Source organism: Paenibacillus sp. AD87 (genome assembly GCF_001659845.1).
In the GTDB taxonomy this organism is placed as follows: domain Bacteria; phylum Bacillota; class Bacilli; order Paenibacillales; family Paenibacillaceae; genus Paenibacillus; species Paenibacillus marchantiae.
The window spans coordinates 834,895-849,390 of sequence record NZ_LXQN01000019.1; the positions used below are offsets into that span (position 1 = coordinate 834,895).

The following is a 14,496-nucleotide window of genomic DNA, read 5'->3' on the forward strand; positions in this document are numbered from 1 at the left end:
AGATGAATCAGACCGGACCAATACCTACCGTTTCAATCTATGGTATTCCTTTTTCCAAACTAACGATGAAAGAAACGGTGGAGGTTCTACGCCAAGCAGTGCTTACAAAACAGCCGCACCAAGTCATTACAGCCAATCCCATCATGGTCATGGCCGCGCTGGAGAATCCAGCGATGATGAAGGTTATGCAATCTGCAGAAATGATTGTTCCCGATGGAACAGGTGTTGTATGGGCTGCCAATTATTGTGGGGAGCCTGTGGCAGAGCGGGTGCCTGGATTTGAGCTTTTACATGAATTGCTACGTGTTGGAGAAAACTATCGGTGGGGCGTGTATCTGCTCGGTTCCACACCTGAGGTGATTCAAGAAACGGCAGTTCGGTTACAAGAGCAATATCCGGCGATTCGAATTGTAGGTTATCGCGACGGTTATTTTGGTCCGGCTGAGGACGAGCAGGTTGTCGCTTCCATCCGTGAAGCTGCACCTGATCTGCTGTTTGTTGCACGTGGGGCAGACACGCAGGAACCTTGGATTCACAAGTACAAAGACGCGCTTCAGGTTCCCGTTACCATGGGGGTTGGAGGCAGCTTTGATGTGATTTCGGGCAAATCCAAGCGTGCACCTAAAGTGTTCCAAAAGTTAAGACTGGAATGGTTTTATCGTCTGCTTCGCGAACCTAGTCGGGCTGGCCGAATGCTTGCGCTTCCGAAATTCGCTGTCAAAGTGATGCGGGACAAAGAAAACGTGACTAAAGTCCGTTAAAATTAGGCTATTACGCGTAAAATGCACGTTTTTGCTAAAAATTGAGGTTGGCATTTCGCCTGTGATCAGCGTATAATTCATTCCGGATTACATGTGTGCCACTCAATTAAAAACTTTTAGTTGCACATGGCCACTCCGATGTCAGAATAACCTTTTGATCGCTGTTATCCCTGGATTTCTTTTATCAACCTTTGTAAGGTTGAAATCCCGTGATAAAGGCGAACGCTTCGCTTCTACAGGTTATTTCTGCCCTCTCCGTTCTGGTGCAAATGGTATTTTTCTTAAAAGTGACGAACAATAATTTATATATAAAAAGAGATCAGGGGATTTATAATTTCTTACAGGTATTATAATTGGGGGTCGAATGTTCAAATGGTAGCGATCTTTATCATTGGATTTATCGTGTCAATGGGACTGGCTCTTGCCCTGACACCACTTGTCAAAAAGTTCGCAGTCAGAATCGGAGCAATGGATACGCCGAATGCTCGTAAAGTGCACACTCGGATTATGCCACGTCTTGGTGGTCTAGGGATTTTCCTGGCCTTTGTCATTACCGTTGCTGCACTGCTTCCTTTTGTATCGGCATGGTTTACGACAAGAGACATGAGCTTTGTCAGTGCTTTTCTGATTGGTGGATCGATCATCGTACTGATTGGTGCATTGGATGACCGTTTTGAACTGTCAGCCAAAGTCAAACTGCTCGGACAAATTGTTGCTGCTGCTGTAGTCGTATTCGGATTCAATATCCGTGTAGACTTCGTAAATATTCCTTTTCAGGATGCTTACTCCTCACTGGAAGCTTGGGTGTCCATTCCACTGACGATTCTCTGGATCGTTGGTGTAACAAATGCGATTAACCTGATTGATGGTCTGGATGGTCTGGCTGCCGGTGTGTCCGGTATTGCCATTGGTACCATTGCTGTGATGTCCTTCCTGATGGGTAACATGATGATTGCCTTGATGTGTCTTGTACTGCTTGGTAGTATTGTTGGTTTCTTGTTCTTCAACTTCCACCCAGCCAAGATCTTTATGGGGGATACGGGATCACTATTCCTTGGTTTCTCTCTGGCAATGCTGTCCATGCTGGGATTCAAACAAATTGCTGTCGTGTCCTTCATTACACCGCTGATCATTATCGGTGTGCCGCTCTCGGATACCTTCTTCGCGATCATTCGTCGTGCGGTACAACGGAAACCGATTTTCTCACCGGACAAAGGTCACCTGCATCACTGCTTGCGTGAGCTTGGATTCAGTCACCGTCAGACGGTGCTGATCATCTACGGTATTGCCGCATTCTTCGGTGTACTGGCGATTATCCAATCTTCCGCTGCGATGTTCGAAGCCAACTGGGTAACGTTCGTCGTGATCTGTATCATGATGTTCTTCCTCCAGGTGGGTGCAGAAGTCATTGGACTTGTAAGTAAAACCAGAAGGCCGGTCATTAACTTCCTGATGCGTATGCGCGTCAAGTTGAACCCGGAGACCCGGTCGAAATCCTAAATAGAAACGTTTGATTACTGATCTTATTGAATATTCTTTCAGACCCAAACCTTGTCCCCTGTGGACAAGGTTTTTTGTTTATTTTGCTGTTTTTACTAAATAATTGGAACCTTTCGGCCGATAAAAAAGTTAACTGACTTAAATAGAGGAGAGATGATTGCATGCAGCGTACGAAGAAGCCGATGATTTGGCTGATGATGGTGGCACTGGTTGTATCTCTAATACCAGCAGGCCTTGCACCAGTCGCGTCGGCGGCAGGACAGACGAGTTATTTTACTCCAGATAATGCTGGGAACGTCCAATTGAAAAATACAGTAGGTCTCAAAATGAGTGGAACTGGCTTGGATGTGCTATCACGTTCAACTGCTTTTGTTGTAACTAACAGTGAACAGGCGGTAACGGGTACATTTACAAACGTAACAGGCTCTACACTGGGTGCCAACGTTCAACTGATGAATCTAAAGGATGGCACTTGGGTTCCAGACAGCACGCGAGTAGCACCAGCGGTTGTAACGGTTGATCCAGATCGGCCAGACAATCGTTTTAAAGCAACACTTACATTGTTTCCCGGAATGAACAAAGTAACGTTTACCGGTTCCCAGGGACCAAGCGAACGTTCTGAAAGCTTCTATATCTTGTATGACTCTGTACCATACATTGAAAAGCTGCAAGTTTTGGGTGGGGCCGATAACCTTGATCTAAATGAAGGATCACAGGTTGTTGTAGATACGGGTGATGTGACTATTCAAGGTGTAGCCCACAACTCCTCTAAAGTAACAGTAAGTTTGAATAATGGTGAGGCATTACCAACATCATTGTCTCAACAAGACGGTGCATTTTTCTCGCCAATGCTTCGATTGAAGGCAGGCAAGAATGATCTTGTCATCACTATTGAAAGCGGCGTAGACAAAAATAAATACACTTATTCTCTTCTCTACTATGATGAGGAAAATCCGTTCTCTCAACTGGATTTGAATGAGGGATCAGGTGGACTGTCGCAGAGTATGCTCTCGGAAAGACCTACTTATGGAGGTGACCCTTCACAAGCCAGTGTAACTGTTCAATTACTTTTGCCGGATGATAAAACAACTGCTGTTCCTGAAATCTCGGTGGATGGCGCATTGAGTGGCATTGTTCCAAAAATTGAACCCATTCCTAGTGTGGGAATCAACACGCCTTCATATGCTCTGATTTCGTTTGAAATTCCATCATTGAAATTTACAGAATCAGGAACTGCCCCTAATACTACGATCGATCGCTTGCAAAATCATTCGTTGAGTGTGAAGTATGGAAAAAACACAGCAAGTGTAAATATGAATTTTCAATATCTAGAGAATGAAACGGTTATTACGGATTTAAAATATCTTAAGGACTATAGCGGCTCTGGTGATGCACCAGAAGGGGTACCTCTTTCGGGTTCAAGTGTCACTTCTGCGGATTTTTATATCCTCGTAGAAACCAGCAGAAATCCTAATGGAAGTGTGTTGACAGCCGAATATCTTCCAAGAAGCACAAGCCCAATTGAGCTCTCACCACCGATACAAGTATCACCAACTAAATATATCTATCAAATCAAAGGTTTCAAAAACGGAAATCAAACCGTTCAGTTCAAGTTTGCTGGATCAACATCAAGTCGTAATGCGACGATCTCGTTTGCATCCAAAAACTATATCTTCGTGAGCAACCTGACGGATGGTCAGACGTATGACATGAACTCCAAAAAAACTGATAAATTGCTGGTTGAAGGTAAGTACGTTGACTTTGCAACATTAGATAGCAAGTACTTTGTAGCAGAGATTTTCGCAAACGGTGTAAAAGTGTATTCGACACATCCTGCAGCGAACACGACTCAAAAACAGTTGACTTTGGGCGCGGATGGAAGCTTTAAAGACGTCGAAATTGATATTGACGGGGATAAGGGACCTTTATTCTTTGGGGAAAACCGCATCGTATTAACGGGTACAGGAACTGGAGAGAAAGGCCAGCTGAATGAAGTAACCAAAGAATTGCGCATATACATTAATGATAATAATGTATCGACAATCAACAATTTCCAGCCGGCACCAAGTAAAAATCGCTCCACATTCCTTGATCCGTATAACCCGGATGATCAATGGGTGAAAAACCTGTTTAACCTGTCCACGGATTTCACATTTGCCGACAAGAAATACACGACCAGCCTTAAAAATTTTGACTTGGCAATACGTGGTGCAGGTGCTATTCGAATGAGCCTGAGTATGGGTACTCAAACTATTTTTGACGTGAATATACCAGAAGGATCGGCAGGTAATACAACTTGGGCAGATCCAACAATTTCTTCTGAGTATGCCCTGAATAATGGTAATGTTATTGTGGATCGTGCCGGAAGTCAGAAGGACTTTGTTGTACGATTGAGAGACCTGAAAGCTGAGACACCAGGAACATATATCTACACATTAGATCTTTATAACAAAACTGGAGCAAAAACAAGTCAGAAGGTAGAAGTGGTCAGAGAAGCTGCAGGTTATCGTATTATAGCTCCGCAACCTACTTCAGGTAGTCAAATTGTTGTCAACAAAAACTTTGTTCATTTTGATATTGAGGCAGAGGGAGCAACTTCCGTTATTATTGATAAAGAGACAGCTAAAAAGCTTCAAGGAATAGAAACGGACCGTTTTGCTCTTGATTATGTTGGACTCAAATCCGATAAAGTGAACAAAATTAAACTCACAATTGATCGTAATGGTGTAAAAACAACGAATACAATTGAAGTGTACTATACTAGTGCTACCGGAGTGGATTCTCAGTATATGGCTCCTAAAGTAGCCACTAAGTACTCTGCCTTCAATAAACAGCTTGAGCTAAGCTTCCCGAAAGGGACGGTAATGGAAAGTTTAGATACCAGTGGAATCGCAAAGTTCTACCCTAATAACAAACTGTTGTTTGGTATTGCGGATCCGAATACTGGTATTGTGGAACGTCGTAACGATTACGGAAGTATTGTTGGTTTCAAAACAGAAGAAGGAGATCCCAATCCATTAAGCGTACCGGATGATTATTACAGAAGGTTCTCGGCGATCACGGGAGATTCTGTGAACTTTAGTCCGATTTCAGACATTTACTGGATTAGTGGAGGTTTAGGGGAGTCGGGCACAAGAGGCACTGACAACTACAAAGAGCCCACAAATGGGATAGGTCCATACACTATAGATTCATTGTATGGTAACCCATTAACACCAACTGAACGCAAAATCAAACCATCTCAACGTGGTACATTGACATTGACTTACGATTCTAACGTGGTAGATGACGCGGGCTCCACAATCTCGGTATTCTACTACTCTTCAAGTAGAGAATGGAAACGTATTGGTGGAGAAGTGGATTCCAAGAAGCATACAGTAACCGTTCCGTTCGATAATTTCGGGTACTATAAGGTCATGAAGCTTAGAAGAAGTTACAACGATATCACGAACCACGGTTGGGCCAGAAATATTCTTAATGCATTATACGCCAAAGGATTTATGGCACCATTGCGTTTTGAACAATTTGGAACAGATGATCGGACTTCCAGAGGAGAGTTTGCCACACTTTTGGTAAAAGGATTGAATCTTCCGATTACTTCTGATAGCAGAAGAACATTTACAGATGTGGCGCCTGGAACAAGTTCATATACTTGGGATTATGACAGTATTGAGACAGCCGCCAGAGCAGGTATCATTACAGGATTGACCGATGGTGTGTTTGGACCGGATCGTCCTCTCACACGTGAACAGGCAGCGGTCATGATAGCGAGAGCACTTGAGCTCAAATTAGCTGCAAATGACAACAAGCTCCAAAGTGCATTGGCCAAGTCTTTCATCGACTCGGGCAGCATGGAGAACTACGCAGGTCCTGCTGTGCAAGCCGTTACCAAAGCGAAGATCATGGAAGGATCTCCTGTAACAGTTACCGGCCAAAGCAAACCACAGTATGCATTTAACCCGAAAGGAAACCTGACTCGTGCAGAAGCAGGGAAGATCGCGGTTGAATTGCTCAAGAAGAGTACCAAAGTATTCCCTAAAAACTTGAGTTAATTTATGTGATAGTATCGATGCATTTTAGGAAGGACCTGTCCCTTGCGCTAAAGGGGCAGGTCCTTTTTATGACTGTTATATAACTGATAAGAACACTTTTATAATAGAAGAAATAAGTTTTTTACCAATAACTATTTTTGTAATTTGCTAGAGTTTAAGATACAATAACGGTAAATACACAATGATCTAGAGGGTGAAGTTAGCTAATGAAACCGATTTATTCGAAGGCCCAGCTGGGCTACATGAAGGCAAAGACACAGTTCGAGAAGCAGGCAGTCATTCTGGAGAAAAAGTTGGAAGATACACGTAAGACGGAGGAGATCTCTCAGGAAGTGATGGAAGGGCTTGTACAGACTACTGGCTTCCATGATGCGTATAACAATCTGGTTCTGGCTGAGAATGAACTGATTGAATGGTCTCACACGACGATGAAGCATGAGAAAACGTACCGTGAGAACAGACAACCAATCGATGATATGTATCTGAGATTGAACAGTGATCCGCAGATGCGTGCTCAAATTATCGATCTTGCGATGAAAATTCGCTAACTTATATAACCAGGATAGTACGAAAAGCATCCCATTCAGGGATGCTTTTTATTTTGTTTTTTGTGGATTTTGTCGCTTCATAGTATGAAACTATGGGTATAAATAAACGTTGGCAACATAGAAGAAGCACCTTTTATATTGGAAAGAACACAGTCGCATCAATGCATTATATGGGTTTTGAATGGCTATCTTACCCGCACTGTACCTATACATAAATAAATTCAAAACTTTTTTTGTGGAATCCGCAACTTTTTGAAATCTGCTGCGTTTAAGATGTAGAGTCAAAAACATTGGGCCTGTTACCAAGATTGACCTCGTGAAGAATCTTGTCTATTTATTAGAAAAAATTGCTTTACGACTCGGAAGACCCATTGTATAATACGAAGGTAGGATTAGGAAACTACTCTATTTTCGTATGGTTCTGCTTTACAACCTAGTTTACAAGTTTCTGTGATATGCTCACAGACATCATTTATATTAACTTGCTCACAACTCTGGAAAGGGGGTGCAACAATATATGAGGAATACGAGCGACCCTATTAAAGAAAATTCAAATGTTATGAACACCCAAGGAGGAGAAAAAAAGGTTATGAAGAAAATTTTATCCGTAGCATTGTCTACAGCAATGGCATTCTCGATGTTTGCATCTGTAGCATTCGGTGACACAGCAGTTTCACCACAACAACAGTTTGATGCATTGAAAGCAAAAGGTATCTTCTCTGGTTACCCAGATGGTACTGCAGGTTTGGATAAAGACATGACTCGCGCTGAGTTCGCTAAAGTCATCACTAAATTGCTCGGTCTGAAAGAGATCACTGGAACTCTTTCTTACACTGACAAAAACTACACAGCTAAAAACTGGGCTGTACCTTACATCGAAGCAGTAACTGCTGCGGGTATCATGGAAGGTAAAAACGTTGAGAAGAAAATTTTCGACTTCAACGGTAAAGTAACTGTTTCCGAGATGGCTACCATCTTGACTCGTGCACTTGACCTGGAAATCCCAGCTGAAACTAACAACAATGCAGCTGATTGGGCTAAAGGTTATGTTCAAGCAGCAATCAACGCTGGTTTGATCGATTCTAAAGCTAACTTCGGTGCTAACGCTTCCCGTGAATTGCTTGTAGGCGCTGCTTACGCAATTGACCAAGCGCAAAGCTTGAAAGTTACTAAATACGAAGTAAGTGAAGGCGGTAAAGTCGTTACTTTCACAATCAGTGACGGCGAAACTGTAAAAGTTACTTTGGATAAAGCTCTTGAAGCTAACAAAGAAACTGAAGTGAAATTTACTTACAAAGATAAGAACTTCACTGAAAAAGTTACTTATGTTGTAGAAGCTGCAACTAAAGTACAATCTGCTACTTCCACTAACCTGAAAGAAGTAGACGTTGCTTATGACGGTAAAGTAGATAAAGTTACTGCAACTGACAAAGATAACTATTCCATCACTCAACAAGGTACTAAGCCAGTTAAATCTGCAACTTTGTTGGAAGACGGAAAAACAGTTCGTCTTTTGATCGAAGGAACGTTTACTCAAGGTTATGAGTACACAGTTGCCGTGAAAAACGTTAAATCTTCCACTAGTACTGTATTGAGCGCATCCAGCGTTAAATTCACTTCTGCGGACAACACTCTTCCAACAGTAAGTGAAGTTAAAGCTCTGGGTAACAAAGCAATTAAAGTTACTTTCTCTGAGCCAGTACGCAACGTAGCATCCAACAACTTCCAATTGAATGATAAAACATTCGTAGGATCTGTCACTAAAGGTGCTAACGAAAGAGAAGTTATCCTGAAAGATTATGCAGGTAATTTGGCAATCGGTAGCCACAAATTGACTACTTCTTTGGTTGAAGACTATGCAGGTCTGAAATCACTTTCTGCTACTAATGATTTCACAGTAGCTGAAGATAAAGAAGGTCCAACTGTTACTGAAATCAGTGCTACACTGGAAAAAGTAACTGTGACTTTCAATGAAGAAGTTGATCCAGAAAGCGTTAAATCCGAAAGCTTCTACTGGTTGTCCGGTACTACTAAAAAGACTGGTAAAGCTACACAAATCGCAGGTAATGTTTATGAAGTTGATTTCGGAGCAAACGACAACCGTCTGCCAGGATACGAAACTACTTTGTACATTGACGTGAAAGATTACTCTGGTAACGTTAATGCTGTTAAAGAACATAAAGTAACTGCTTCTGTTGACTTGACTCGTCCTAAAGTATCTGATGTACGTTTTGGTGAGTACAGTGCAAACACTTTGAGAATTAAATTCGACAAAGCTGTAAATGCATCTGACAGAACTTTCTACACAGTTAAAAAAGGTGACGATGTTTACCCTGTAAGTAGTGCTACTCCTGTAGCTGGTACTGACTACAAAGAATATGAACTGACATTTGCGAAGACTCTTCCAGATGGTGATTATTCTCTGAAAGTTACTGGTGTTAAAGACAGAACTACTTTGGGCAACCAAATCGAAGATTACTCCACGACTTTCAAAGTTGATGATGTAAGTCGTCCTACTTTGACTAAAGAAATTGACGCTAACAACGCTAACCGTACACTGGTAGTTACTTTCGATAAGAAAATGGATCTGGCTAGTATCTCCAATCCTAATAACTACTACATTGATTTGAGTGCTAAAGGAGATGGATCAGACGTTGTTGCTAAGAGTCTCCCATCTGAAGTGACTATTCGTCCAATCCTTGAAGGTCGCGCTGCTGTACTCGTGTTCCCTGAATATGTTCAAAGCAACGTAAGAACATTGTTCCCAACAGCAACTAGCAACACTGGTACTGTTCGTCAAGTTACAGTAGTAGGTGTTAAATCTGCTGCAGGAAACGTTTTGAACCAAACTTATGCTCCAAAAGCTGTTGTTGAAACAAAAGCAACTGCTACTAAAGCAGAGCAAAAAGATTACAGAACAATTGAAGTAACATTCGATCAACCAATCAGCCAAGCTTATGTTACTGACTTTGCTGTAAGTGGTGCTTCTGTATCCAGCGTGTCGATCAAAGATAGTGGTGATGTTGTTGAAATCAAAACTTCTAACGATCTGAACGCTGCTGGTAATACTGTTTCTATCAATGGAAATAATGGTCTTAGAACTTATGCGGGTAATACTGTGAATTCCGGTAATATCAGTTCTATCGGTGGAGCAGCACCAAAAGTTGCATTGAAAACTAACGAAACAATTCCATCTAATGGTAATGTGTTTGTAGTTCCATTCACTACAACTCTTGCATCTGCAAATGCTGCACAATACGGAAGTGACTTGGAAATCAGATTGGATGACGAAGTTAACAAAACTTTGCTTGCTAATGTAACTGACTATACTACTAGCTGGACTGCTAACGGTATTCAAGTAACTATCAATAAAACTACAGGTCAAGCTAAAGATTACACTGGTCGTTATACTGTACAAGTTAAAGAAAAACCACAGTATATCGAAAGCATCAACGGCGTTCGTGCTGAAAAATCCGATGTATACACTGTGCAAGCTAGTTCCACAACTACACCAGTTGATGCACCAAAAGCTAACAATGCTTCTGTAGTTTCTAATGGAGCTGTAGCTGCTGTTAAAGCAGATGCGACATTGACTTACTCTACTGATGCTAATATCACTTTTGAAGCAAAAACTGCTGGTGCACGTGAGAATGGTTACACAATTACGTTCACTACTGATGCTGCTCAAACTGCAAAAGCTACTGTTGCAGTAACTGATAAAAATATCGCAATCAAAATCAAAGATAACACTGTATTAGCTTCTGAAGTCGTAACAGCATTAGAAGGTAATGCAACTGTTAATAACTTGTTTGCAGTTGGTAAATCTGCCGAAAATACTGCTCCTGCAGCTGTATCCGGTATTACTCAAACTGCTAACGGTAAAAACGAAGTGGAAGCTAACTTCACATTTACTGTCGATAAGAAAGTTACCTCTGTAGATGGTGTTATTGTAAAAAATACAGCTACTGGAGTATCACAAACTTTCGCTAAATCCGCTGTTAAAATCTCTGCTGATGGTTTAACTTTGACAGTTAACTCCGGTACTTATACAGTACCTGCTGCAGTTGAAATTACTTTGGTAAACGTGAAGTAATAAGTTATTCGAGAGAGGAGCCCCAAGAAGTTGGGGCTCTTTTTCTATATAATATCATTATAATTTTCTCGCCTATCAAGCTTTTTTACTATTAACAAGAAACTTATGGGAGGTTCAGTGGTGAATGTTAAAAATATTATCACTCCAGTGGTTTTAAGTGTTCTAGTAGTCAGTTCAAGAGTAAGTGTTTTAACAGCAGATATTAGGGATGTTGGTCAGATGAAGAATAATAACTATTATGAGACTAATATCTTAAAATATACCTCGAATGCACCTAATTCTCACACTCTGAATGAGGTCATAAATCCTATTTTTTTACAATAAGGGTTAATTGTTATAAAACCTCCCGAGGTGAGTCTCAGATCTGAAACTCTTATTCCCCAAAAGAACAAAGAGATCGAAATTCCATTTACACAATCACTCGATACTACTAACCAACAATTGTACTCACATGATTTAGTGATCAAGCAAGTAGGGCTGACTAACAGCCCAACATTAAATCACATGACGGATTATACAACGAGAGTTGAAGGAAACAAGAATATCGTAACTTTCTTAGTCGATTACACAGATGAATACGCCGTACAAGTGAAAGATGCACTTTTTATTCGTTCCAATGGAACACCAGCAATGCAATCAGAGTGGTATACAACAACTAGAAATAATCAAAATTAGTAAATTAGAGAACCCACCATATTCTCACCTCAAAAACAAACAACATCGTAACTTTCTCCCCCTCTCAAACGTTTATACTATATAGCAACAAGCAACTTATGGGAGGTTTGGAAGTGGATCATAAAAAAGTCATGATGACTTTAATGGCAAGTATGTTGTTGATCAGTTCAAGTGGAGGTATCGCAGCAGCTGCGAATACGTCAACGAGTTCAAATAAAACATCGAAGAACAGTGAAACGAACAATACAACGAAGAAAGAACAAACATCCACAGTTACAAAAGTGGTACATACTTTAGCCAACGTTCCAGCAGTGAAAGTCACTGCGCGGAGTACCGTGAAATTAACGGATGTAAATCTCTTGTCTCAAGACGACGGGAATACAGTGACGTATACGCTGACATATAAAAACAACGATAGCACACCAATGATGATGCTCGATTATTGGAGCAAAGTGAAAACCAAGGGTGGGACAAGCTTCTCACCTAAATTGATCGCCAAGGACCAGGAAAAAAAGACAGTATCACCTGGTTCTACGGTTGATCTTACTTATGTCATGAAAGTTGGACGTGAGGTGAAGTTGAGTGACCTGAACTTCCTCATTGTGAAATGGGATTTCAGTAAACCTAACTATGAAAGCACTTTGGGGAAATTCAACGTTCCAGCTTCATATAGCATTACAACACCTGTAGGCAAGACCAAAACGGTTCGTTTGAGTGATTCAGCGGTCAAAGTTAAGGTGTCCGGAATCAAAGTATATCCGGGTGAAGATAAGAAGCAATATGTCAAAGTTGGCGTGAACCTCAATAACATTAGTTATAAGTTGTTGGATAATCCGAATATCAAGTGGATTTTGCGTACACCGAATGGTGTGAATTATCCATTAACCCCGGACAAAGACAGTACAGGCATCAGCATTCAGGCACAGGCCAATAAAACATTGAGCTTAATGGCCTCTTTGCCCACAGCGTTGAAAATCGAAAAGTCCGAATTGCTGCTTGTGGAAGAACAAGGTGAAGAGAAGACAGCCCTGCCTGTAGCTGCGTTACAACTGCCAAAAGCTAGTCAATCTAATGTAGATACAGCAGCCAATCAACCGAATATCATTTCGATTGATGGACAACCTGTATCCACCCTTCTGGAATCTGCGCGTGTTCGTGCAGAGGATGAAGAATACGATCTGACGATGCAAATGGTCATTAAAAACCAAGGTAAGAAAGAAGTTAAGGTTCCTAAATATGCATTAGAGATTCGAACAGCAGATGGTACAGCATACCCGATTGAGACGAAGGCATTGGATGATCTGAAGTTGAAGCCAGGTGCAACCAAGACGATTAAGCTGATCACTACCATTCAAGGTGATGGGGATACCAGCAAAATCAAACTATATGCCATGACTCCGATAACGAAGGAAGAAAGTAAGGAAGGAAACACGAATACTAGCAGCTTTGAGTTCTCCTATCCTGTGGGTATCTATGCTATTCCGGAGTCGGTAACTAGTGGAGATGGGCTTACTACTGAAACGGTGATCAAGAACAGCAAAGGCACATTCGGAGTGTCTGTCGGCTCTCTCCAACGCCTGCCATGGACAGACAGTGATATTATTGCTGCCAAGGTGACCATTCGTAACGCATCGGCCAAAACAGTTCAATTACCTGAACTGGAAGCGATGTTTACTATCGATTCCGCAAAGATCGACGGTGATACGAAGCTAATTCGTGCGCAAGGGGGCAAGCTGCTCGGCCCAGGTATGACAACAGAGGCTTATCTTTTGACCAAAATTCCTTCAGAGTTGAATATGAGTCGTCTGGAAGTAACTTTGCTGGAGAAGGTAGGCGAAGAAGAAACGAATGATTGGATTACTCTTAGTACATCCGGTATAATCCAGCCACTTTCGTATGTAGGAGCAGGGAAGACCTTTACTCAAGGTACTTCAGAGAAGGAAACAGAGCTTGGTGTACGCAGAACCTATGTGTATCCTGGATCTTCTTCGGATATCGTATATACCGAGTTTGAAATGACGAATAAGTCCCTCAGACAGAATGGTCTCGGAAAACTCGTAGGATATTATAAAACAGCAGATGGTCAGTATTATAAAGCTACTGCTAAACAGGCTGATCGTGTACCAGGACCGGGTCAGAAGAGTGTTGTGACCTTCTGGGCCAAAGTACCGAAGAGTGTAACGTCAACATCCGATATGCGACTAATTGTGGGTGAAGGTGTGGCTGACAACAAATTTGTATCTGGTGAAGGTGAGGCTACGGCTTATGTCAATGCGATGGCATTTGAAGTACAGCCAAAATCACTACAAGTGCTGGCTTCCCTGAACGATATTGATTTGTATCCGTACAAATTCTCTGGCAGCAATATCAGAGCCTATCTCACAGGTGGTACATCGGTTCAGATTGAGATGATTTACTCGTTAACGCAGGAAGAAGCAGTAGATAGCGGCGAATATGGACACAAATTGATTCTTTCTCTCACAGATGGATCTGGTAAAGTGTTTGATAAAGAGCTTACGCCGGGAACCGATCTGAAAACCGGTATTAATCAGACGCTGAACTGGAGCATAGATGACACTGTTTTCGATAAAATACGTGGAGGTTCATATCGCGTAGCGTTGTATGATGTGTTTGAGGGCCAACGGATTCGTCTTGCAGAACAAGGGTACAGTTACGATGTGTCCAAACTGCCAAAAGAAGAACCAGAGTTTCCGGAAGAGGGTTCCGGGAACAACAATACAAAATAATAAGTAGATAGATTATCTATACTACTATACTGTGAATACAGACAAAACCTCCTTTCCGAGAAATCGGGATCGAGGTTTTGCTTGTCCCCACAACATTTTTTCTCTATAGTTAAAGTTAAT

General features: G+C 41.6%; 8 protein-coding genes. All 8 read left to right on the forward strand.

The genetic code is table 11. The annotated features are described in order from the left end of the window. Positions 1 to 2: 2 nt before the first annotated feature. A complete protein-coding gene (locus gpAD87_RS27295) occupies positions 3 to 761 on the forward strand; it encodes a WecB/TagA/CpsF family glycosyltransferase (RefSeq protein ID WP_064641904.1) in 759 nt (252 codons plus the stop codon). Positions 762 to 1,133: 372 nt separating this feature from the next. Then, entirely contained in the window at positions 1,134 to 2,261 is a 1,128-nt protein-coding gene (locus tag gpAD87_RS27300; protein WP_053782860.1) for a glycosyltransferase family 4 protein, read from the forward strand. Between the two features lie 161 nt (positions 2,262 to 2,422). Further along, entirely contained in the window at positions 2,423 to 6,313 is a 3,891-nt protein-coding gene (locus tag gpAD87_RS27305; protein ID WP_064641905.1) for an S-layer homology domain-containing protein, read from the forward strand. Between the two features lie 206 nt (positions 6,314 to 6,519). Next, positions 6,520 to 6,861 (forward strand): hypothetical protein, encoded by a 342-nt coding sequence (locus gpAD87_RS27310; protein WP_053782862.1) that lies wholly within the window; start codon positions 6,520 to 6,522, stop codon positions 6,859 to 6,861. A gap of 517 nt (positions 6,862 to 7,378) precedes the next feature. Continuing rightward, entirely contained in the window at positions 7,379 to 10,954 is a 3,576-nt protein-coding gene (locus tag gpAD87_RS27315; RefSeq protein ID WP_064641906.1) for an S-layer homology domain-containing protein, read from the forward strand. A gap of 120 nt (positions 10,955 to 11,074) precedes the next feature. Further along, positions 11,075 to 11,278, forward strand: coding sequence for a hypothetical protein (locus gpAD87_RS27320; protein WP_064641907.1), 204 nt, complete (start codon positions 11,075 to 11,077; stop codon positions 11,276 to 11,278). A 180-nt stretch (positions 11,279 to 11,458) separates the two neighbouring features. Continuing rightward, positions 11,459 to 11,629 carry a hypothetical protein gene (locus gpAD87_RS32345; protein WP_197521525.1) on the forward strand — a complete coding sequence of 57 codons (171 nt, stop codon included), beginning with the start codon at positions 11,459 to 11,461 and terminating at the stop codon, positions 11,627 to 11,629. A 113-nt stretch (positions 11,630 to 11,742) separates the two neighbouring features. Beyond that, entirely contained in the window at positions 11,743 to 14,376 is a 2,634-nt protein-coding gene (locus tag gpAD87_RS27325; RefSeq protein ID WP_064641908.1) for a hypothetical protein, read from the forward strand. Positions 14,377 to 14,496: the final 120 nt, after the last annotated feature.